We start from the raw sequence: 21,890 nt of genomic DNA on the forward strand, positions 1-21,890 counted from the left end.
CCGGCCGCATGGGCCGGTTGACAGCTCCGTTACATTAACACTTGGGGATCGACATCGATCGCCACCGTCAGCTTGTGCTGCTTCACGGTATCGTCAAGCACGGCGGCCGCTTTCTGGACCAAGGCGGAAATGTCCGTCTCTCCCCGATATTTTATCATGCATTGAAACCGATATCTATCTTTGATCCTTGAAATCGGTGAAGCGACGGGCCCCAGCACCTCCAGCTCGATTCCGTCCGCTTGCATCGTCTGCGCCAGCTCCTTGAGACGGGAAGCCAGCATTTCGCCCGCGCGAAGCAGCAGCTGCACCTGCTCGTGCGACAGCGTAATCAAAACGAGCCGGTGAAACGGCGGGTAATTGTGCAGCTTGCGCATCAGCATCTCTTTGCGCATAAAGCCCATATAATCATGCTTGCTCGCGCTCATAATGCTGTAATGCTCCGGCGTGTACGTTTGTACGAACACCTCGCCGGGCAGCTCGTGCCGTCCGGCGCGTCCCGCCACCTGCGTCAGTAGCTGAAACGACCGTTCGGCCGCACGGAAATCGGGCAGGTTCAGAACGGAATCGGCAGCGAGCGCGCCGACGAGCGTCACGTAAGGAAAATCAAGCCCCTTGGCGACCATCTGCGTGCCGAGCAGCACGTCGGCCTGACGGTTGCGGAACATCGTAAGCCATTTTTCGTGCGAGCCCTTTTCCGTCGTCGTGTCGACGTCCATGCGAATGACGCGAATGCCTGGGAACAGCTTGCCGAGCTCCTCCTCGACCCGCTGCGTTCCCGTGCCGAAATGGCGGATATGCTCGCTGCCGCAGTCCGGACAGATGGCCAATTCGCGCTCCGCGTAGCCGCAGTAATGACAGCGGATCGCCTTGGAGCTTTGATGGTACGTCAGCGAGATATCGCAATGCGGACAATCCGCCACATAGCCGCAGGTGCGGCACATGACGAACGTCGCGTACCCGCGCCGGTTCAGCAGCAGGACGACCTGTTCCTTCTTGTGTAACCGATCTTCGATCGCTTTATACAAAGCGCGGCTGAACATCGACCGGTTGCCGCTCTTCAGTTCCTCGCGCATATCAATGATGTTCACCCGCGGCAGCGGCCTTCCCTCGACGCGTGAAGGCATGGAAAGCAATTCGAATGCCGGACGATCGGGGGTTGCCAAAGCGGCGGCTTCGACGGAGGTACGGTACATGCTTTCCAACGATGGCGTAGCGGAGCCCAGCACGACCGAGGCCCCGTGCTCGCCCGCCCGGGCGATCGCCACATCGCGGGCGTGATATTTCGGGCTTTCTTCTTGCTTATAGGTCGATTCGTGTTCTTCATCGATAATCATGAGTCCAATATTCGTAAATGGCGCGAAAATCGCCGAGCGCGCGCCTATCACGACGCTGACTTCCCGGCGCACGATTTTGCGCCATTCGTCATAGCGTTCGCCGTTGGATAGACGGCTGTGCAGCACGGCGACCCGGTTGCCGAACCTTCCTTTGAACCGCTCCACCATCTGGGGCGTAAGTGAAATTTCCGGGACGAGCACGATCGCTTCTCGGCCTTGATCCAGGCAGGATTGGATCGACTGGAGATAGACCTCCGTCTTGCCGCTGCCGGTCACGCCGTGCAGCAAAAAGACGCGCCGCGTCCGTCCTTGCGCCGCCTCCCTGATCCGTTCGAATACCGATTGCTGCTCGAGCGTGAGCGGGAGCGGTGAGGTCGGCTTGAAGGTGCGCGACGCATAGGGATCGCGCTGCACCTCGGTTTCCTCCAGCCGAAGCCAGCCTCGTTCGGCGAGCCCTTTGACCGCCGCGGCAGTGATTTGAAGCTTCGTCAGCAGCTCCGTCAGCTTGATCGGCTCGGGATGCTCCTGCAGAAAAGCGAGCACCTGCTTTTGCTTGGCCGCGCGGGCCGGCAGCTCGGCTTGCCACGCTTCCAACTGGTCGGGATCGTTCGGCGGAAACACATAAAGCGCTTTTTTCGTAGACATCCGGTCTTTGACCATTTGAATTTCCGTGAGCCGTCCGTCTTCCAGCAGTTGCTTGATCAGTGCGCCTTTTTCCGAAAATGTTTGCAGCAGCGATTCCAGCTCGACCGATTCGTGCTTGCGGACATAAGCGAGGATTTCTTCCTGCTCGGGGAGGAGCAGAGGCAGCAGCTCCGGCTGCTTTTCTTCGGTCTCCAGGTCGGCGGCCGCCTTAACATGCCGTTCGTACTTGGCCTTAAGCGCGCCGGGGATCATCGCTTGCAGCGCAATAACTTCGTGGCAAAGGTACGTGCGGCTGATCCAGCGGCCCAGCTTTACCAGCTCGGGGGTTAGCGGAGGAGTGACGTCCAACGTCTGGCGGATCGGCTTCAGCTTCTCCGGGTCGAGGTCCGTTCCTTCGTGAAGCTCCACGACAAACCCTTGTACGGTCCGCGGGCCGAAGGGAACGCCGACGCGGCTCCCCACGGCGATGTAGTCCCGCATCGTTTCCGGTACTATATAGTCAAATGCCCGGTTCGTAGGCCGGGCCGGGACATCCACAATGACTTTGGCGTACATTCGTCGGTCATCTCCCCTTTCCGAGACGATCCGCAACTAGCGCGAGCAATCTGGCCGCGACTTGTCCTTTCGACATCAGAGGCAGCGCTTCAACCAGCCCCTCGGAATCATAAATCCGTACGACGTTCGTATCCGTGCCGAAGCCTGCCCCTTCCATCGTCACGTCGTTGGCTACCAGCAGATCGCAGCGCTTCTTCTTTAGCTTTTCTTGCGCAAACGTCTCCAAATGCTGCGTTTCGGCCGCAAAACCGACGAGAAGCTGCGACGGTTTCTTCCGTTCGCCGACCGCTTGCGCGATATCCGGATTTTTCACCAGCCGCATCGTCATTTCGTCTCCGCTTTTCTTGATTTTGTGCTCCGCCTGCTCCGCGGGCCGGTAATCGGCCACGGCCGCCGCCTTGATAATCACATCCTGCTCGGGCAGTCGGGAAAGGACCGCTTCCATCATTTCCAGCGCGGATTCGACTTTGACCACGGTCACGCCGGCGGGTGCGGCAATCGAAGCTTTGCCCGTGACGAGCGTCACGTTCGCCCCCATCCGCTGCGCTTCCTCGGCGATCGCGTACCCCATTTTGCCCGAGGAATCGTTGGTCAAATACCGGACGGGGTCAATCCGTTCCACCGTTGCGCCGGCCGTAACCAGGACACGCCTGCCTTCAAGCAGCCGCTTCTCCTGAAAAAAACGTTCGACCGCCGCCACGATCTCTTCCGGCTCCGCCAAGCGGCCCTTGCCCACGTAGCCGCAAGCCAGCTGACCCGTGCCCGGCTCGATGAACCGCACGCCGCGCTCCGCCAGCTTCTGCATGTTGGCCTGTACCGCCGGGTGCGCATACATATGTACGTTCATGGCGGGAGCTACGAGAATCGGCGCCGTGGTGGCCAATAGCGTCGTGCTGAGCATATCGTCGGCGAGACCCAGCGCGATTTTGCCGATGACGTTGGCGGTGGCCGGGGCGATCACGACGACGTCCGCCCTGTCGGCCAGATCGATATGCGATACGACGGAAGCGTCCTTTTCGTCGAACGTATCGACGATGACATCGTGTCTCGACAACGTTTGGAACGTTAGCGGCGCCACAAATTTGGTCGCCGATTCCGTCATGATCACCCGCACGTCGGCTCCCGCCTGCGCCAGCTTGCTGCACACCGCCGCCCCTTTGTAAGCGGCAATGCCGCCGCTGACCCCGAGCAAGATCGTTTTTCCGTTCAACATGGGGCATCGCTCCTTTCCCTTACGGGCAATGAATCGTATCCTTGCGAAAAAAATAACAACCACGAGGGTTGTTGTTTACTTTAAGGACTCTTTGTTTTGCAATTTCTCGTAGGAAATATGGTCTTCATAGATTTCTTCCAGAGCCAGACCTACATATTTATGCGACTTCTTTTGCTTTACTTCGGTTTTAGAACCGTCACGCAGCATGCGCGCCCGTTTGGCGGCCGCTACTACGAGCGAATATTTGCTATCTACCTTGTCCAAAAGTTTGTCGATTGAAGGATACAACATGTTATTTTTTCACCTCAGCCATCCAATGTTGAATTTTGGAAACCATCCTGTCTTTGCGGCAGTGCTCCGCCGTCAAAATGCTGCGGATGCGAGAACAGGCGAGGTCTACTTGATCGTTGACGATAGCGTAATCGTAATGCTCCATCATCGCGATCTCGTCGACCGCCACCGACATGCGGCTGCGAATCGTTTCCTCGGATTCCGTACCGCGCCCGACGATGCGGCTTTCAAGCTCCGGCAGCGACGGAGGCAGCAGAAAAAGGAATACCCCTTGCGGGAACTTCTGCTTCACCTTCAGCGCACCCTGCACTTCGATCTCCAAAATAATGTCCTTGCCTGCGTTCAGCGTTTCTTCTACAAACTTGCGCGGCGTTCCGTAATAATTGCCTACGTATTCCGCCCACTCCAGCATTTGGTCCTGCGCAATCATTTGCTGGAATTGTTCTCTGGTCTTAAAGAAATAATTGACCCCATCCATCTCGCCCTGCCGCGGAGCCCGCGTTGTCGCGGAGACCGAATACACGATATCCGGCGCGCAGTTCCGCAGCGCTTTACAGACGGTACCCTTGCCGACGCCGGAAGGACCGGAAAGCACGATCAAAATTCCCTTATCCGCAGGGGTATATCCTACATTACTCGTCATGATCATCGTCCTTATTGGAAAGTCGATGCGCCACCGTTTCCGGCTGTACCGCGGACAAAATGACATGATCGCTGTCCGTGATAATGACGGCGCGGGTGCGGCGACCGTAAGTCGCATCGATCAGCATATGGCGGTCGCGCGCTTCTTGGATGATCCGTTTGATCGGTGCCGATTCCGGGCTGACAATGGAAATGATTCGATTCGCAGATACGATATTCCCGAAACCGATGTTGATTAGTTTGATCGCCATGTTATAGGTTCCCCCTGGAACTTTCTTTTAAAATGAGAGGTTGTTCGTCAGTGGCTGCGAATCAGCAGCATCTGCCTCCGGCCGCTCTTGAAATCGGGTTCTTCATCAACTTCCCTTGCGGTAAGAACCCGATTTCAAAGGCGGCACGTAGACTCTCCGGCAGATCCTCTATTCTCCGCCAACCGCAACAAACAAAAATCATTTCAAAAGAAAGAGTTAATTACTAAAATTACTCGATATTTTGAATCTGCTCCCGCATTTTTTCGAGCTCCGCTTTCATGTCGACCACCACGGAGGCCAGCTGGGCATGATTCGCTTTGGAACCGATCGTATTCGCTTCCCGGTTCATCTCCTGAACGAGAAAATCGAGTTTTCGGCCCACCGGTTCGGTTGATTTCAACAGTTCCCGGAACTGCTTGCAGTGGCTCTGCAGACGGGTCAGCTCTTCGGCGATACTGGCACGGTCGGCGAAGACGGCGATCTCCATGGCAAGCCGCTGCTCGTCCGGAGCCGCTTGCTGCAAAAGCTCTTCGATCCGGGCGCGGAGCTTGCCGGCATAGTCTTGGACCACTTGAGGCGCGATCCCCGACGCTGTGCTGCAATAATGCTCCATCGTCCCGATACGCTGCATCAGATCGCTCTGAAGAAAGGCGCCTTCCTTTTCGCGCATGTCCGAAAGCTCTCTAGCCGCTTCTACTGCGCAGGCAACGAGCTCCGCTTCCATCCGCTCCTCGGCCATCTCCTGATGTTGCCCGATCGCAACCAGGCCGGGAATGGCAAGCAAGTCGCGCAGGTTCAGCTCGTCCTTAAGGGATAACCGCTCCCGCAGCTGTTCGGCCGCCTGGACATAGCCCATCGCCAAGCTCCAATCGATCTCGACGGCTTGTGGTACGTCGCGGTCGCGTTCAACCGTAACGAACGCATCGACACGCCCGCGCCTTACATGCTGCTGAACGGCGGCCTTAACCGCGTTCTCGTAACGGGCAAATTCCCGGGGCATCCGTACCACGATCTCGCAGTAACGGTGATTGACCGATTTCAGGTCAATCTGGATCCGGAAGCCGTCCGTCGTACGTGCGGCTTGTCCGAAGCCGGTCATACTGATGACCATGGCCTTCACATCCATTATCCTATTCTAATTCATTTTGATAGTGGGTACAAGTGGGAATCAAGCCGATGCGCTTTCTCCCAAACGTACTCCGTCAACTGTACGGTCATCTCGTAGGCAAGGAACGGCGTCATCAGGTAAATTCCTTTAAAATAACGCATCGCCGCATCGAGAAGTTCCTTGGCGATCTGCACGCCCATGGCCCGTCCTTCCTCGCCCTTGAGCCCGCTCATCCGCTGCCGGACTTCGTCCGATAGCTGAATGCCCGGAACCTCATTGTGCAGGTATTCGGCGTTGCCCCCGCTGGCGAGCGGCATAATGCCGATAAAGATCGGAACGTCCAGATGCTTTGTCGCCTCGTACACCTTCTCGATCAGCTCCGCATTATAGACCGGCTGGGTCATGATATAATCGGCGCCGGACTCGATTTTACGCTCAAGCCGCTGCACCGCTTTATCCAAGTGCTTGACGTTGGGATTGAAGGCGGCGCCTACGACGAAATTCGCTTTTTTCTTAAGCGACTTGCCAGAAAAAGCGATGCCCTCGTTCAACTGCTTGATCATCCGGATGATCTCAAACGACGTCAGATCGTACACGGAGCTCGAACCCGGCAAATCGCCGAATTTCGCCGGATCGCCCGTCACAGCCAGCACATGGTCGATGCCGAGCGCATGCAGCCCCATCATATGCGATTGGGTGCCGATCATGTTGCGGTCCCGGCAGGCGATGTGAATAAGCGGCTTCATGCCGATTCTCTCTTTCACCAGACTGCCGAGAGCCAGATTGCTCATCCGTGTGACGGCGAGCGAATTGTCCGCCATCGTCAGCGCGTCGACTCCGGCATTTTTGAGCGCCTGCGCCCCCTGCATGAACTTCTCGATGTCCAGATCCCGTGGCGGGTCAAGCTCCACGATGACGGTATAGCGCTCCTTCGCGAGCTCGGCGAGATTCGGCTCCGGAGCGGGAGGCGACGATACGGGCTGCAGACGCGTCACAATGCGGCCGGTCTCGCTTCCCTCGCCAACTTCCTGCAGCAAGCGCAAAGCATCCGGATCGGGCGCATAGTTGTGAAGCGACTGCGCCATAGCGGCGATATGCTCCGGCGTCGTGCCGCAGCAGCCGCCGACGATGCGCGCTCCCAAGTCGACGAATTTCCGGGCGGTTTCCCCGAAATATTGCGGAGTAGCCGCATAAGTATACCGTCCGTCCACATAGTCGGCGATCCCTGCGTTCGGGAACACCGAGAACGGCGGCGCCCCTTCCATGCCGGCGACCCGCTGGAGCGAACGCATCAGCCCGTTCGGACCGCTCCGGCAATTGAAGCCGACCACGTCGGCCCCGGCCGCCGTCAGTTTCCGGAACGCTTCCGTCAGCAGGATGCCATCATGCGTCGAACCCGTGCCTTCGGTGGCAAACTGGCAAATGACCGGGAGCTCGCTGACCTTGCGGATCAGCTTCAGCGCGATCAACATTTCCTCCAAATCGTAGAACGACTCGAGCAGCAGCCCATCCACCGGCGTATCGACAAGCACCTCGATTTGGTCGCGAATATCTTCCTTGACCTTGGCGGTGCGGACATTTTTTCGTTTGCCCGCCCGGATCGAGCCGATAGCGCCGACAACATAGGCGTCGTCTCCAACCGCTTTTCTGGCCAGCTCGACGCCGGCGCGGTTGATCGCCTCCATCTCCTGCTCCAGCCCGTATTTGGACAGCTTTTCGCGGTTCGCCGAGAACGTATTGGTCTCGATTAAACGCGCTCCCGCTTCATAATAACGCCGATGCACGTCCACAATGACATCGGGCTCCAACAAATTTAATTCTTCATAAGAAATGCCGACAGGAAAACCCATCTGATACAGGTACGTACCCATGGCCCCGTCCCCTACCAGCACCTGACGTCTGAGAGCTTCTCGCAAATCCGGTTTCACCAACGGCATCTCCCTTCTCTCCATGATGGACCTTACAGCGTTCCTTTAAACACGATTTCCGCCGGTCCTGTCATATAGACATGGTTATCCGACTCGTTCCATTCAATCTGAAGCTCGCCGCCTTTTAAGGAAATGACCGCTTCCCGGTCCATTTGTCCGGTAAGCACCCCGGCCACCAGCGTGGCGCAGGCGCCCGTTCCGCAGGCGAGCGTCGGGCCCGCGCCGCGTTCCCACACCCGCATATCGGCATAATCGCGCCTTTGGACCGTCGCAAACTCTACATTAATTTTACGTGGAAACAGCGCGTGTGTTTCGAGCTTTGGGCCCCAAGCGTGCAGATCCGTTCCAACGGCATCCTCGACAAAAATGACGCAGTGAGGGTTGCCCATCGATACGGCGGTGAACCGGAATTCGCGTCCGTCGACGGTGACCGGATACCCGATGACCTGCGGCTCGTCGATCGTCGTAGGAACTTCGAGCCCGTTCAATACCGGCGCGCCCATATCGACGCGTACCGCAGCGACGCGCCCTTCCTTGACCGTCAGCTGCACCGCCTGCGCCCCGGCTCCGATCGTTTCGATCGTCAGCTCCGTCTTGTCCCGGGGAACAAGCTCGTGATCGTAAATATATTTGGCCGCACAGCGGATGGCGTTGCCGCATTGCTCCGCCTCCGAGCCGTCGGAATTGATGATTCGCATCATATAATCGGCTTTTGCCGAAGGAAGCAGGTAGACAAGACCGTCCGCGCCGATGCCGAAATGGCGGTCGCACAACCGGATCGCTTGCTCGGATGCATCCACAGGCAGCTCCTTGTGGCCGTGCAAGACGATAAAATCGTTGCCCAACCCTTGCATTTTCGTGAAATTCATCGTTTTGGCTCCCATTTCAGCGTTTTACACCCTACTATATCGCAAATTCGCAGCTATGCATAGCGGTTCCGCAAAATTTTATCCGAATTCGGGCGAAAATGCAAATAGCCGAACCCTCTGCTTTCGCAGGGGTCCGGCTCCCATTCCCTTTAACGTATGACCGGCTTCATCGCCTTCGCCCCGCCGCCTCCGTAAGACGCGGGCTTGCGTTTTCGCGGCTTGCTCATCAGGCTTCCGATGCCCATCAGGAATGTCGGAATGCCCGCAAATACGAGCACAAGCACCCAATCCGCAACACCGAGCGGCACCGTCTTGAAAATCGGCTGAAGCTTCTCCACATAAAGCACCGGCAGCATCAGCAGCAGCGAAGAGACGACCGCCATCACAAGCCACTTGTTCTGCAGCGGGTTCCGGTGAAAAATCGAGCGCGAGCTGCGGCAGTCGAACACGTGGATGAGCTGCGCCATAACCAGCGTGACGAAAGCGACCGTCTGCGCCTTCATAAGCGCGCCCGAGCCGTCCCCGCCCTGCTTGAGCGTAATGTAGAACGCCGCCAGAGTGCATAGTCCGATCAGGATGCCACGGCTGATAATTTTCCACCCGAGGCGGCGAGCGAAAATATTTTCTTTGGCCATGCGGGGCTTCTGCTGCATCAGATCTTTCTCCGCCTGATCCACACCGAGCGCCATGGCCGGCAGGCCGTCCGTCACCAGATTGACCCATAAAATCTGAATCGGCACGAGCGGCAGCGGTAGCCCGGCCAGCATGGCGAGAAACATCGTCAAAATTTCGCCGACATTCGAAGCGAGCAAGTAGCGGATAAATTTGCGGATATTTTCGTAAATCCCGCGTCCTTCTTCGATAGCCGAGACGATCGTGGCAAAATTATCGTCGCTGAGCACGAGCGCGGATGCTTCCTTCGATACGTCCGTCCCGCTGATCCCCATGGCGATGCCGATATCCGCCGCCTTGATCGCCGGCGCGTCGTTCACGCCGTCGCCGGTCATCGCAACGACGTGGCCTTGGCGCTGCAGCGATTTGACGATGCGCAGCTTATGCTCCGGCGACACTCGTGCGTACACGTACACCTCGCCGATTCGCTTATCCAGGTCGTCGTCGCTCATCGCGCCAAGCTGCTGGCCGTTCAGAGCGAGGCCGTCCTGCGGCAAAATGCCGATCTGCCTGGCGATGGCTTCCGCCGTCGTCTGATGATCGCCGGTGATCATGACCGTTTTGATGCCGGCCTTGCGGCATTTGAGAATCGCTTCCCGCGCTTCTTTGCGCGGCGGGTCGATCATCCCGGTCAGACCGACGAAAACAAGCTGGCTTTCCACCGCCGTCTCTTCCTCGCTCCGTTCCGTCGGCTTCAAATCGCGGTAAGCCAGGCCGAGCACGCGGAGCGCGTTTTTGGCCATCCCTTCGTTCGCGGCCATCACCTTCTGCTTGAGCGTCGGAGTGAACGGGATGATTTTGTCGTCCCACAGCACGTAGGCGCACTGCTGCACCAAGACGTCGGGCGCTCCCTTCGTGCAGACCATCCGGCCGCCCTGATGCTCGACGATGACCGACATCCGCTTGCGCTCCGAATCGAACGGGAACTCCACGACGCGCCGATACAAGCCTCCGAGCGATTGCTGCGTGACGCCGGCTTTGGCCCCGAGCACGACAAGCGCTCCCTCCGTCGGATCGCCCTTGATGTTCCACACGCCCTCCGTCTCGGCTTCCGACTGTTTTGTCTTGGACTCCGCCCGCTCCTCCCGCAGCTCTGCGTTGTTGCAGAGCACGGAAACCTGCAGCAGCCGGCGCAGCATCTGATTTTTCCGCACATCGACGTGCTGCCCCTGCTTCAAAATATCGCCGCGCGGGTCGTAGCCGTTCCCCGTCACCTCAAGCAGCTCGCCGCCCGTCCACAAGTGCGTCACGGCCATTTTATTTTGCGTCAGCGTGCCGGTTTTGTCCGAGCAGATGACCGAAGCGCAGCCGAGCGTCTCGACGGAAGGCAGCTTGCGGACGATCGCCCTGCGCTGAATCATCCGCTGTACCCCAAGCGCCAGCGCGATGGTCACGATCGCCGGCAGCCCCTCCGGAATCGCGGCAACCGCCAGGCTCACCCCGGCGAGGAACATGCCGTACGGCTCCTGTCCGTGCAGGATGCCCGCAACCACGACCATTACCGTCAGCGCTAGCGCGACGATGATCAATATTTTGCCGAGCTGCTCGAGCCGGTGCTGCAAAGGCGTCTCGGTGGCATCGGTGTTTTGGATCAGGTCGGCGATCTTGCCCATCTCCGTCGCCATACCGGTACGGACCACGACTCCTTTGGCCGTTCCTCTCGTCAGCATCGTTCCCATAAAGCCTACATTGCGCTGGTCCCCCAGAGGGATGTCTTCTCCCTCCAGCGGCGCCGTATGTTTGGCGACCGGTACGGATTCCCCGGTCAGCGCGGACTCTTCCGCATAAAGGCCGTTCGTCTCAATGAACCGGACGTCCGCCGGCACCCGGTCGCCGCTTTCCAGCACGACGATATCCCCGGGAACAAGCCATCTTGCCGGTATGAGCTCCACGCGGCCCTCCCGCAGCACCTTGGCGTTCGGCGCCGACAGCTCCTTCAGCGCCCGCAGCGATCGTTCCGCCCGGAATTCCTGCACGAAGCCAAGAATGCCGTTCATGATAATAATCGCAATGATCGCGACCGCGTCCAAATATTCGCCCAGCAGACCCGAGACCAGCGTCGCTCCGGCGAGCACGAGCACCATGAAGTCTTTGAATTGGTTCAAAAACAGCGTCACGGGAGACACGCCTTGTCCTTCCGCCAGCTCGTTTTTGCCGTGTGCGGCCAGACGCTTTTCCGATTCCTCCATAGTCAGCCCTTTTGAAGGCTCTGTCCCGGACGACTGCAGGGTTTCTTCCGTCGACATTTGATACCACTTCTTCTGACTCATCTGCTTTTTCCCTCCCAAAAGGTTGTCTACGTTAAATGTATTCAGACAAGCTGGAAATTAGCACCTGGGAAAGGAATACCGGGGCCGCTCTCCGTTCGCCGCACAAATAATTGAAAAAATGCGGAAACGATGTATAATATGACTATATAGTCATATGACCGTGCAGTCACATCCAAAAGGAGCTGTGTTTGATGCCGCATCCGACATTCTTTAATTTGCCTGCCGACAAGCGAAACCTGATCTTCGAAGCAGCCGTGGAAGAGTTTTACGAATTCGGGTACGCCAAAGCCAGCATTTCGCGTATCGTCGCGAAAACCGGTATTGCCAAAGGCAGCTTCTACCAGTATTTCGAAGACAAAAAAGACCTCTACAGGCATGTCCTGGAGGTCATAGGCGGTCAAAAGGCGGACTTCTCGGCCGCAGCCTTCCGCGATCTCGAACGGAATGATCTGCTGCAAACGGTGCGAGAGCTGTTTGTCTCCGGCATTCGCTTCTACCGGGCGCATCCGAAGCTTGCTTCGATCGCGGGAGATTTCGCCAAGCTTCGCGATCCCGGGCTGAAACGGGAAATAACCGGCGATGCCGCGGCCAAAAGCAACGAATTTTTCATTCAGCTCATTGAGCGTCAAAAGGAATCGGGCCGGATCGCCCCCGACGTCGATCCGCCGGTGCTTGCCGATTTGATTGCGTTCCTAAGCGTATACGTCGCAGAGCATTACGCCGATCAAGCCTTGTCCGATAGCGAGGAGCAGGCCATGAAGACGATCGACAGCCTGCTTCGGATCGTGGAAAACGGCATTGCCGCAACGAATCGTTCGGGGAGGTAAATACAAATGCTGGAGGAATGGTTTTTCTGGGCTTATGAACGACATCAAAACGTGTTGAGTTGGTACATTCGCCCGTTATTTCTTCTACCGTTCTGTTTCTTCGCCTATAGGCGCAGCCTAAAAGGAATCGCTGTCGTGCTTCTTCTGCTGCTGAGCAGCATGTTCTGGTTTCCGAAACCGACCGCGGTTGACCCGCACGTGCAGCAATTTTTGCAAATGGAGCAGGATTACTTGCTTGGGGACTGGAACTTGGCGAAAATATTGATGACTCTGCTGGTGCCCGGGTCGATGGCCGCTCTCGCGTATGCGTTCTGGAAACGGTCCTGGCTGTACGGCCTGCTCGTTCTGAATCTGATCGCCGTTCTGAAGATCGTCTGGAGCATTTATTTCGGCGGCGATTCCGGCTTCGTGGTCGTCGCGCCCGCGCTGACAGGTCTTGTGCTGTGCAACGCGGTCATCGCGGCGGCGCTGTATTGGCTCCGGAAGAGGAAACGGTAGCCTCGCCAATATTGACACGAACCGTCCCTCTTCCCGTCGGCTCAGGCCACAAAAACGGGCCCGAAAACGGCATCCGGGTCTTACAGCTTAAAATTTGCCTTAAAATATGGCATGATAGAGGGTAGCACTCAAAAATCGCTTTTGCGCATGAAGAATGGAGTTGTCCCGCATGTCTTTCGACGGTCTCGTCGTTCACAGTCTGGCCCGCGAGCTGCAATGCTGCGTCGGGGCCCGAATCAATAAAGTGCAGATGCCATCGGAAAACGATATCGTCCTGCAAATCCGCGCGGTCGGCCGCAACCTGAAGCTGCTGCTGTCCGCCAACCCCACCTACCCCCGGGTGCACCTCACCGGGCAGAGCTTCCTGAATCCGCTGGAAGCGCCCATGTTCTGCATGCTGCTGCGCAAGCATTGCGAGGGAGGCATCATCGAATCGATCGAGCAGCCTGGCCTCGAACGGATACTGCATCTGAACATCCGGCAGCGCGACGAGCTAGGGGACCTCAGCCTCAAAACCATCGTCGTGGAAATTATGGGCCGCCACAGCAATATTATTTTGAAGGACCCGGCGACCGGCATCATTACCGACGGCATTCATCACGTCACGCCGGCGATCAGCAGCTACCGCATCGTCATGCCGGGCAGCGTCTACACGGCGCCGCCGGAGCAGCACAAGCTGCTTCCGTTCGGAATGAATGAGGAACGTTTCACCGCTCTCCTTGCCGAAGCGGCCGAGGCGGCTGATGAGCCCGCCTCCCCGCGCTTTTGGGAGCAAGCGCTCGTTGGGCATTTTAGCGGGTTCAGCCCGCTCGTTGCCCGCGAGCTTGTGTACCGCGCTGCCAACGGAGGAAGCCTGCCTCTGCCGTCCGAAATGCCCGCGAAGCTGTGGGCTCCGTTCCGGGAGCTCACCGAAAAGCTGCAAGCTGGAGCGGCGGAAGCGGTCATTGTCGAAGAAGCGTCAACGGGCAAAACGTTTTTCTCCATTACGGGGCTGAGCCACGTGCAGGGCGAGACGCAGCGTTTCGCCTCGATCAGCGCCTGCCTCGAGGCGTATTACGGAGACAAGGCCGAGCGGGATACCGTAAAGCAGCGCGTAGCCGATCTGTTCCGGCTGCTCAGCAACGAACGAAGCAAAAACATCAAAAAGCTGGAAAAGCTGGAAGAGACGATGGAGGACGCCCGCGGCGCGGATCGCTTCCGCATCCTGGGCGAGCTGCTTACTGCTTCGCTGCACCAAATTCGCAAAGGCGACAAGCAGATCGAGGCCGTGAACTATTATGATGAAGAGCAGCGCCTCGTCACGATCGAGCTGGACCCGCTGCTGACGCCGTCCGAGAATGCCCAGCGGTATTTTAAAAAATATACCAAAAGCAAAAACAGCCTGATCGCCGTTCAGCAGCAAATGACCGAGGCGCACGAGGAAATCCGTTATTTGGACAATTTGCTGCAACAGCTTGCCAGCGCGGGATTGGCCGATATCGAGGAAATCCGCGAGGAGCTGACGGAGCAAGGATACGTGCGGGACCGCGGCAAAAAAGGACGCAAAAAAAAGTCGAACCAAAAGCCGGCTTTGGCCTGCTACACTTCAAGCGAAGGCATCCCGATCTATGTCGGCAAAAACAACACGCAGAACGAATACTTAACGAACCGGCTTGCCCACCCCGGTGATACGTGGCTGCATACGAAAGATATTCCGGGCTCTCACGTCGTCATTCGCAGCGCCGAGTTCGGCGACGCTACCTTGCACGAAGCGGCCCAGCTTGCCGCCTGGTTCAGCCAAGCCAAGGAATCGAGTCAGGTGCCGGTCGATTATACGCTCATCCGGCACGTGCGCAAGCCTAGCGGCGCCAAGCCGGGATTCGTGATTTACGACCATCAAAAAACGCTGTTCGTCACACCTGATCCGGGGAATATCAAGCAGTTGCCGGTTGCTATTAAGTAAACCGCATAGCGAGCAAAAGCACCTGAATCCGCAGTCTTGCGGACCAGGTGCTTGTTCATTTACGGTACCGCCGGAAGTTCAATAACGACCGTCGTTCCGATCCCTTCCTTGCTCGTTATGGTCATGGACCCGCGATGGTTTTCAATAATTTTGTAGCTGACCATAAGTCCGAGACCCGTTCCTTTGTTTTTCGTCGTATAAAACGGTTGTCCCAGCTTCGCCAGCTTGGTCTCCGGAATGCCGCAGCCCTGGTCGATAAAGCTGATGCGTATGCTGCCCCGCTCCGACTTTTCCGCCTTGACGAGGAACGTACCGCCTCCCGGCATCGCTTCCACTCCGTTTTTCAGCACGTTGATGAATACTTGCTTCAACTGGTTTTCTACGCAGCTTGCCAGCGGGAGTTCATCCTCGATGGCCGTTTCAATGATCACCTTACTGATGATGGCTTGCGTGTCAAGCAGCATAATGACGTCATGCAGAATCGAAGCCACGGATTTCGGCAAAAAGTCTGCCGCCTGCGGCTTCGCCAGCACGAGCAGTTCGCCGACGATTTCTTCGATCCGCTCCAACTCGGCCGCCATGATGGACAAATAGTTTCCGTGCTGCCCTCCCGAGCCCATCAGCTTGGTAAAGCCTTTGAGCGCGGTCAGCGGATTGCGAATTTCATGCGCGATACCGGCGGCAAGCTGGCCGACGGCCGACAGCATCTCCGACTTCCGCAGCAATTCCTCCGTTTGCTTCCGCTCCGTAATGTCCTCGGCGATTTTAAGATAATGAATAACTCGGCCATCCCAATCTTTAATTGGAAAAATTTTGACGGATTCCGAGTAATTCGGCCCGTTTTTGCGCCGGCATTCCAGTTCGCCCTTCCACTCGTGTCCGGACGAGAGCATGCTCCAGATTTCCTCGAACGAGGCAGAAGAGGCGTCCCATTGATTCAGCTCGCGAAGGGAACTGCCCACCACCTCGGCCATTTGGAACTCGGTCATTTCCGTAAATTTGGGGTTACGTATTGGACCTTCCCCTCCGTATCGGCAATGACGGTGACGGAGGGGCTTTGCTCTACAGCATAGGAAAGCTTAAGCAGCTGCTCGTTGACCGATTTCAGCTCCGTGATATCCACGAATGTCAGGACAATGCCTTTGATCACATGATCGTTCGTACGGTAAGGCAGGACGCGCATGCTGTACCACAGCCCGCTTCGGCTCCGAATTTCCCGTTCGACGGGAATCAGCGTCTTCAACACGTTTTGGGCATTGCTTAAGATGCCGTCGTCATCGAAGTTATGCGAGATGTGTCCAAAGGGACGCCCGCAATCGATCTCAAGCAAATTGATTTCCTTCGTGATGGCAGGCGTAAACCGGCGAATGCACATGCCGGTGTCCAAGAAAACCGTCCCGATGCTGGTACTGGTCAAAAAATTGTCCATATCGTCGTTCACTTCGGTTAGTTCCTGGAGTTTAAAACGGTATTCCGAGTTCACCGTAGCCAGCTCTTCGTTCACCGATTGAAGCTCTTCGTTCGTGCTCATAAGCTCTTCATTAGCCGCCACCAGCTCTTCGTTGGTCGCTTGAAGCTCCTCGTTGGACGTCTCCAGCTCTTCAATCGTCGCCTGTAGCGACTCCTCCGCCTGCCGCAGCTCTTGCTCCAACTCGATCATCCGATGATTAACGTTCGGTTCGATTTCGAATTCGTCGGCGGACCGGACCCGGTTGTCAGGATGCTCCGGCTTCTCGAACAAAACGAGTACCAGCTTGTCGAATGTTTTGTTTTTCAATGAAAACGGCTTCACTATCAGGTTAACGGATGACGACAGCTCGGAGCCGCTTACCTTCATATTTTTATAATAAATGGTTCGCTTTTCTTTGCGGACTTTTTGCGTGGCCGTTACAATCGCGACTGCAATATGAGCCTCGACGATTTTGTAGACGTTCCAGCTCGGCCTTCCCTTCGCCAGCGTTACATAAGGATTCACGTTGCCGCTGAGATGAATCACTTCGTTGTTTTCGTCGATCACCATACAAGGCGGCATATGCTCGTCCACGAAAGCCGTATACAACTCGTCCGTTTTCATGAAGCTTTGCAGGTCCTTCGACTGCCGATGCCCCAGCCTTGCCGCTGCCGTCGGACGTGTCCGGAAAGTGCCAGAGTTGCCCTTGTCGATCTCGCTTGCGAACACCGGCCCCGGTCCCGGCGGCCGCTTCTTCCTGAAAATATTCCACTTGCGGTCATAGGGGACAAATAAATGCGTGAGCCGGCCGATCGTTTCGCTCGGTCCCAAAAACATAAACCCATCCGGATTAAGCGCGAAATGAAATGCCGACAGCACCTTCCGCTGCGTCTCGGATTGCAGGTAAATCAGCAGATTGCGGCAGGCGATCAGGTCCAAGCGGCTGAAGGGCGGGTCTTCAACCATATTGTGATGCGCAAACACGACCATCTTGCGAATGTCTTTATCGATGTGATACAGGTCTCCGTTTCGGGTAAAATACCGCCTCAGCCATGGTTTCGGCAGGCTTGTCACCGCCGCTTCGGGATAGATGCCTTGACTGGCCGCAGCGATCGCGTCCTTGTCCAGATCCGTGGAGAAAATTTTGACCGAATAAGGCTCCGCCGAGCTCTCGTTGAATTGATGAAACAGCATAGCGAGGGAATAAGCTTCTTCACCGGTAGAGCATCCCGCAACCCAGACGCGGATATGCCGTTCGTGCCGCCTGCTTTCTGCGATGGCGGGGATGACCTTTTTCTGAATGGTCTCGAATGCCCGCGGGTCGCGAAAAAAATGCGTCACCCCGATAAGCAAATCTTTGCCCAGCTCGAGCAGCTCGTCCGGTTCGTCTGTCAACAGTTGCGCATAATCCTCCATCCCCGTCAGGTTCAGCCTGCCCATGCGGCGTTCGATGCGCCGGATGAGGCTGCTTCGTTTGTAGTTCTGGAAGTCGATTCCGCATGCTTTGTGCAGCAGCCCGAGAATCCGCTGCAGCGTCTGTTCGTCATACGAGAGCTCCAGCTCGCCGTCTTCCGGTCTAACTTGCGGTAGTGCTTCAAGCCTTCCGGCCGGCGCCCCCCTTCCGACGATCTCCCCCCCGGATTCGTACGGACACAGCCTGTACTGCAATGCTTGATTACCGTTCATTCATTTCAACCTCTTTCCCAGCCGGTACATGAATCCCGGTTCCCTTCCACGTTTATCCTTTGCGCCTACAGGATTCCGTATCAAGACTAAAGCTACAGCTCAAGTATACCCGCTTTTTTCCAATTGTGCTCGATTTTTTTGGCGGCACAATGCAACAGCATCCCAAAATAAAAAACCGCCCTTCGGCGGATACGTTACCGCTAGAAGGACGGTCTTCCTACAAGCCTAACCGCTTGCGCAAATAACTTTCGAACGGTCCGCGCAGCTCCTCCCGCTCCAGTGCCATCTCGATCGTCGCTTCGAGGTAACCCAGCTTATCGCCGACATCAAAGCGACGGCCTGGTAATGGGAACATCACCATTTGCCGCAGCCGGTTCAGCACCTGCAGGGCGTCGGTCAATTGAATCTCGCCGCCGCGCCCGGGCTCGCTGTGCTCAAGTATATCGAAAATATCCGGTGTGAGAATATACCGACCGATAATCGCCCAGTTGGACGGGGCTTGTCCGCGTTCCGGTTTCTCGATCAAGCCATCGATATAACGATGCGAATGCTGCCCTGCCAAGGGCGAGATGATACCGTATTTGTCTACGTCGTCCCAGGGCACTTCCTGGCAAGCGATCACCGACGTGTTCGTCGCCTCGTGCAGGTCGATCATTTGCTTCAGGCAAGGCGGCTCCGATTGAATGATATCGTCTCCCAGCAGTACGGCGAACGGCTCATTGCCGATAAATTTGCGGGCGCAGAGCACCGCGTGACCGAGTCCGAGCGGCTGCTTCTGACGAATGTAATGAACGTCAGCGAGATTCGATACGGACTGGACGATGCCGAGCAGCTCCTGATTTCCTTTTTCTTCGAGAATGATCTCAAGCTCCATCGATTTGTCGAAATGGTCTTCGATGGCCCGCTTATTGCGCCCGGTAATAATCATAATATCTTCGATACCGGAAGAGATAGCTTCCTCTACAATATATTGAATCGCCGGTTTGTCGACGATCGGCAGCATCTCCTTCGGCTGCGCTTTGGTCGCCGGTAAAAATCGGGTACCTAGACCCGCAGCCGGTATAATCGCTTTGCGTACGGTCATAACCGCACTCCTTTCCGTTTATATAGTTTGTTTATAACATCTGTTTCGACGCGGCGCGCCCCGATCGGCGCATGGAACACGACACCGCCCCGTTCGCCATGGTAATCCGATCCTGCCGTTACCAACAAACCGTGCTCGGCAGCCAACGCTTCGTAATGCGCTTCTTGGTCCGGGGTATGGTCGGAATGGAATGCTTCCACACCGACGAGCCCGACTTCCGCAAGCAGCGGGATCAGCTCGTCATGCCCGTACAGCCCCGGATGCGCCAGCACCGGAGCTCCGCCGGCCTCCAGAATCCACTCCACCGCCTGCTGCGGGGTGATGCGGGGCGGATTCACATAGGCTGCCGCCCCTTTGGCCAAATAACGGTCGAACGCTTCCGCCATCGAGCTTACATACCCTTTCCGCACCAATGCATCGGCGATATGCGGACGGCCTACGGTGTCGCCCTCTTTTTTCGAGGTCCGCAGCGATTCGAGCACGTCGTCCATCGTGACGGACAGTCCCAGCTCCTGAAGCTTGTTCACAATCATCTCGTTGCGCCGGTTGCGCACTTCTCTCAGCTCTGCAAGCCTCGCCAGAAACTGAGGGTCCGTATCGTCGATCCAATAGCCGAGCACATGAATGTCCTGTCCGGCATGGATGGTGCTGATCTCCACGCCCGGCACGACAGCGATGCCGTACTTCAAGCCCGCTTCCATCGCCTCCCGGAGTCCGCCGACCGTATCATGGTCGGTGATCGCTACCGCAGCGAGTCCCGCCTCGGCGGCCAGCCGGACATTGTCGGCAGGCGGCCTCGTACCGTCCGATGCTAGCGTATGCGTATGTAAATCTGCAAATGCCATAGAACCACAGACCTCCCTTTTTTTCTCACACAAGTCTGTTATAACCACTGGCTTAAATCGCGCTCCCGCAAAAAGGTCATGAAGGTCACGGCCGAGATGGGGAGCAGCGTAGAGCTTAAGTAAATGGCATGAAAACTGCGGGCGAAGGAAACCCCTTCGACGTTCTTCACCTGCAATACGCCGAGTGCGGCTTCATGCTTGACGGAGGATTGCGATACGATCGAAATGCCGAGTCCGGCCTCTACGGCCGATTTCACTGCCCCCGTGCTGCCAAGCTCCATCACGATTTTCAGGTTGGACACATCGAAGCCGGCCCGGGCCAGTTCCTCCTCCATCACCTTGCGCGTTCCCGAGCCCTGTTCCCGCAAAATAAACGGATATTTTGCAAGCTCCTCCATACCGATCTGCTCACGTTCGGTAAGCGGATGACGCCTCGGCACGATCAGCTTCAATTCGTCATTCAACACGGCTTCCGTATGCACGTCCGGATGATCCACCTCGGCCTCCACCAAGCCGAAGGTTAACTGATGACTCAGCACTTCCTCCAAAATTTGCTTCGTATTGATGACCTTCATGCTGACGGAGATGTTCGGATATTCTTGCCCGAACGGTCCGAGCAGCCGGGGCAACACGTATTCCCCCACCGTTAAGCTCGCGCCCAGATGCAGCCGGCCTTCCAGCATATGCGTGAATTTGGACATCCGGATGTCTGTTTCCCTCATCAGCTCAATGCTGCGGGACGCAAATGGCAGCAGCGTCCGGCCGGCTTCGGTCAGCTCGACCCGCTTGGTCGACCGCACGAACAGCTTCGTTCCGAAGTAGTCCTCAAGCGACTGCACCTGCATCGTCACCGCCGGCTGTGTCATATGCAGCGCCTGCGCGGCATAGGAGAAGCTCCCCTTCTCCGCAACGGTATGAAAAATATGAAGCTGATGAAAGTTAAGCGCCATAACGACTCCTCCGCAAGCGTTGTAGCCTCATTATATAAGAAAACCTTCATCGAAGCTATTCGAGGATGGGCGACCGCGGATTAGCGGTAGGTTTTCTTGTGGGCGGGAAAGCGTTCGGCTTCGCCGAAAACTTCTGCTTTCCCGACCGTTAAGAAAACCTTCATCGAAGCTATTCGAGGATGGACGACCGCGGAATAGCAGTAGGTTTTCTTGTGGGCGGGAAAGCGCTAAAAAAGCATGCCGACTACCGGCATGCTCGAATCTTTGTAGCTTATCTTCGTTTACGGCTGTTCTTGATCAGTGTCATGCGCCGCGAATGGCGGAGCCAGGAATAATAGGAGCGCAAATCCCGCAGCTCCATCGTCTCCGACATCCTCCCGAGGAACGTGACGACGATCATTTTGTACGCCTCCGGTTCCCCCGCCGATTCCGTTGTGTCCATCTTGACAAATTCGGCGACCATGACCAAATCCTCATCGATCAGGTAAACATCCTGCTCGTTTTTGTAGTAGGGTTGGATCGAGTTCGACTTCAGCTTGCTCCACAAAAAAGCCGTAATGTCGTGAAAGCCCGTCTTCTCCGTTTCCACCCGATCGACCCATCGGCTGCGAGCGTGATGGGTGACGACGATATCCGCAATCGGCCTGCCTCTAAGCAGCCCGTCGCGCGATACGTTTTTTCGTTCCCGGCCGTCGACTTTCCCTCCGTTCAACTTCCCAACCCCTTTCCTACAAAAATAGTTCCGTTACCCTATGTACACATGAAGCTACCTATATTTTGCCTTATTCCAACCCGAGAATCAAATTAAAAAAACTTTAGAAACCGGAGCC

18 protein-coding genes are annotated in these 21,890 nt (G+C 56.7%); 3 read left to right on the plus strand and 15 right to left on the minus strand.

Annotated elements, in window-relative coordinates; translation table 11 throughout:
• Window positions 1-29: 29 nt before the first annotated feature.
• From priA to NI000_RS01985, 9 genes are all read right to left on the minus strand, one after another.
• Window positions 30-2,534, minus strand: coding sequence for a primosomal protein N' (priA, locus tag NI000_RS01945; protein ID WP_253407189.1), 2,505 nt, complete (start codon window positions 2,532-2,534; stop codon window positions 30-32).
• A gap of 7 nt (window positions 2,535-2,541) precedes the next feature.
• Window positions 2,542-3,747, minus strand: coding sequence for a bifunctional phosphopantothenoylcysteine decarboxylase/phosphopantothenate--cysteine ligase CoaBC (coaBC, locus tag NI000_RS01950; RefSeq protein ID WP_253407194.1), 1,206 nt, complete (start codon window positions 3,745-3,747; stop codon window positions 2,542-2,544).
• Between the two features lie 75 nt (window positions 3,748-3,822).
• Window positions 3,823-4,038, minus strand: a complete 216-nt coding sequence (rpoZ, locus tag NI000_RS01955) for a DNA-directed RNA polymerase subunit omega (RefSeq protein WP_054974465.1) — start codon at window positions 4,036-4,038, stop codon at window positions 3,823-3,825.
• Between the two features lies 1 nt (window position 4,039).
• Complete coding sequence (gene gmk / locus NI000_RS01960) at window positions 4,040-4,681, minus strand: guanylate kinase (protein WP_253407195.1); 642 nt, start codon at window positions 4,679-4,681, stop codon at window positions 4,040-4,042.
• Window positions 4,671-4,931: an extracellular matrix/biofilm regulator RemA gene (gene remA / locus NI000_RS01965; RefSeq protein ID WP_009672664.1), complete on the minus strand. Its 261-nt coding sequence runs from the start codon at window positions 4,929-4,931 to the stop codon at window positions 4,671-4,673. The genes gmk and remA overlap by 11 nt, the downstream gene beginning before the upstream one ends.
• Window positions 4,932-5,160: 229 nt before the next feature.
• Window positions 5,161-6,042 (minus strand): YicC/YloC family endoribonuclease, encoded by an 882-nt coding sequence (locus tag NI000_RS01970; RefSeq protein ID WP_253407196.1) that lies wholly within the window; start codon window positions 6,040-6,042, stop codon window positions 5,161-5,163.
• Between the two features lie 29 nt (window positions 6,043-6,071).
• Window positions 6,072-7,967: a bifunctional homocysteine S-methyltransferase/methylenetetrahydrofolate reductase gene (locus NI000_RS01975; protein WP_253407424.1), complete on the minus strand. Its 1,896-nt coding sequence runs from the start codon at window positions 7,965-7,967 to the stop codon at window positions 6,072-6,074.
• Between the two features lie 32 nt (window positions 7,968-7,999).
• Window positions 8,000-8,836 carry a diaminopimelate epimerase gene (gene dapF / locus NI000_RS01980; protein ID WP_253407197.1) on the minus strand — a complete coding sequence of 279 codons (837 nt, stop codon included), beginning with the start codon at window positions 8,834-8,836 and terminating at the stop codon, window positions 8,000-8,002.
• A 149-nt stretch (window positions 8,837-8,985) separates the two neighbouring features.
• Window positions 8,986-11,778, minus strand: a complete 2,793-nt coding sequence (locus tag NI000_RS01985; protein ID WP_253407206.1) for a calcium-translocating P-type ATPase, SERCA-type — start codon at window positions 11,776-11,778, stop codon at window positions 8,986-8,988.
• Between the two features lie 191 nt (window positions 11,779-11,969).
• On the opposite strand from NI000_RS01985, the gene NI000_RS01990 reads away from it, so the two are divergent.
• From NI000_RS01990 to NI000_RS02000, 3 genes are all read left to right on the plus strand, one after another.
• Complete coding sequence (locus NI000_RS01990; RefSeq protein WP_253407207.1) at window positions 11,970-12,605, plus strand: TetR/AcrR family transcriptional regulator; 636 nt, start codon at window positions 11,970-11,972, stop codon at window positions 12,603-12,605.
• A 6-nt stretch (window positions 12,606-12,611) separates the two neighbouring features.
• Window positions 12,612-13,103: a hypothetical protein gene (locus NI000_RS01995; protein ID WP_253407208.1), complete on the plus strand. Its 492-nt coding sequence runs from the start codon at window positions 12,612-12,614 to the stop codon at window positions 13,101-13,103.
• A gap of 169 nt (window positions 13,104-13,272) precedes the next feature.
• Complete coding sequence (locus NI000_RS02000; RefSeq protein ID WP_253407209.1) at window positions 13,273-15,045, plus strand: Rqc2 family fibronectin-binding protein; 1,773 nt, start codon at window positions 13,273-13,275, stop codon at window positions 15,043-15,045.
• A 59-nt stretch (window positions 15,046-15,104) separates the two neighbouring features.
• Here the strand turns inward: NI000_RS02000 and NI000_RS02005 are convergent, their stop codons facing one another.
• The 6 genes from NI000_RS02005 to NI000_RS02030 all read right to left on the minus strand — a co-directional run bounded on the left by NI000_RS02005 (window position 15,105) and on the right by NI000_RS02030 (window position 21,772).
• On the minus strand, window positions 15,105-16,019 hold the full coding sequence (locus NI000_RS02005; RefSeq protein ID WP_253407213.1) for an ATP-binding protein: 915 nt from the start codon (window positions 16,017-16,019) through the stop codon (window positions 15,105-15,107).
• A gap of 11 nt (window positions 16,020-16,030) precedes the next feature.
• Window positions 16,031-18,181: a CheR family methyltransferase gene (locus tag NI000_RS02010; RefSeq protein ID WP_253407215.1), complete on the minus strand. Its 2,151-nt coding sequence runs from the start codon at window positions 18,179-18,181 to the stop codon at window positions 16,031-16,033.
• Between the two features lie 217 nt (window positions 18,182-18,398).
• The gene (galU, locus tag NI000_RS02015; protein WP_253407216.1) at window positions 18,399-19,265 is read right to left on the minus strand and encodes a UTP--glucose-1-phosphate uridylyltransferase GalU; all 867 of its coding nucleotides are present in this window, start codon (window positions 19,263-19,265) and stop codon (window positions 18,399-18,401) included.
• Entirely contained in the window at window positions 19,262-20,110 is an 849-nt protein-coding gene (locus NI000_RS02020; protein WP_253407217.1) for a PHP domain-containing protein, read from the minus strand. The genes galU and NI000_RS02020 overlap by 4 nt, the downstream gene beginning before the upstream one ends.
• 38 nt (window positions 20,111-20,148) lie before the next feature.
• Window positions 20,149-21,060, minus strand: a complete 912-nt coding sequence (locus tag NI000_RS02025; protein ID WP_253407223.1) for a selenium metabolism-associated LysR family transcriptional regulator — start codon at window positions 21,058-21,060, stop codon at window positions 20,149-20,151.
• 271 nt (window positions 21,061-21,331) lie between these two features.
• Entirely contained in the window at window positions 21,332-21,772 is a 441-nt protein-coding gene (locus tag NI000_RS02030) for a hypothetical protein (protein ID WP_253407224.1), read from the minus strand.
• Window positions 21,773-21,890: the final 118 nt, after the last annotated feature.

Source organism: Paenibacillus tyrphae (assembly GCF_024158745.1).
Lineage (GTDB): Bacteria > Bacillota > Bacilli > Paenibacillales > NBRC-103111 > Paenibacillus_G > Paenibacillus_G tyrfis_A.

Bases quoted from the DNA above. Each gene is read 5' to 3' on its own strand.
- priA (WP_253407189.1), bottom strand. From the start codon at position 2,534: ATGTACGCCAAAGTCATTGTGGATGTCCCGGCCCGGCCTACGAACCGG.
- coaBC (WP_253407194.1), bottom strand. From the start codon at position 3,747: ATGTTGAACGGAAAAACGATCTTGCTCGGGGTCAGCGGCGGCATTGCC.
- rpoZ (WP_054974465.1), bottom strand. From the start codon at position 4,038: ATGTTGTATCCTTCAATCGACAAACTTTTGGACAAGGTAGATAGCAAA.
- gmk (WP_253407195.1), bottom strand. From the start codon at position 4,681: ATGACGAGTAATGTAGGATATACCCCTGCGGATAAGGGAATTTTGATC.
- remA (WP_009672664.1), bottom strand. From the start codon at position 4,931: ATGGCGATCAAACTAATCAACATCGGTTTCGGGAATATCGTATCTGCG.
- NI000_RS01970 (WP_253407196.1), bottom strand. From the start codon at position 6,042: ATGGTCATCAGTATGACCGGCTTCGGACAAGCCGCACGTACGACGGAC.
- dapF (WP_253407197.1), bottom strand. From the start codon at position 8,836: ATGAATTTCACGAAAATGCAAGGGTTGGGCAACGATTTTATCGTCTTG.
- NI000_RS01985 (WP_253407206.1), bottom strand. From the start codon at position 11,778: ATGAGTCAGAAGAAGTGGTATCAAATGTCGACGGAAGAAACCCTGCAG.
- NI000_RS01990 (WP_253407207.1), top strand. From the start codon at position 11,970: ATGCCGCATCCGACATTCTTTAATTTGCCTGCCGACAAGCGAAACCTG.
- NI000_RS01995 (WP_253407208.1), top strand. From the start codon at position 12,612: ATGCTGGAGGAATGGTTTTTCTGGGCTTATGAACGACATCAAAACGTG.
- NI000_RS02000 (WP_253407209.1), top strand. From the start codon at position 13,273: ATGTCTTTCGACGGTCTCGTCGTTCACAGTCTGGCCCGCGAGCTGCAA.
- NI000_RS02005 (WP_253407213.1), bottom strand. From the start codon at position 16,019: ATGGCCGAGGTGGTGGGCAGTTCCCTTCGCGAGCTGAATCAATGGGAC.
- NI000_RS02010 (WP_253407215.1), bottom strand. From the start codon at position 18,181: ATGAACGGTAATCAAGCATTGCAGTACAGGCTGTGTCCGTACGAATCC.
- galU (WP_253407216.1), bottom strand. From the start codon at position 19,265: ATGACCGTACGCAAAGCGATTATACCGGCTGCGGGTCTAGGTACCCGA.
- NI000_RS02020 (WP_253407217.1), bottom strand. From the start codon at position 20,110: ATGGCATTTGCAGATTTACATACGCATACGCTAGCATCGGACGGTACG.
- NI000_RS02025 (WP_253407223.1), bottom strand. From the start codon at position 21,060: ATGGCGCTTAACTTTCATCAGCTTCATATTTTTCATACCGTTGCGGAG.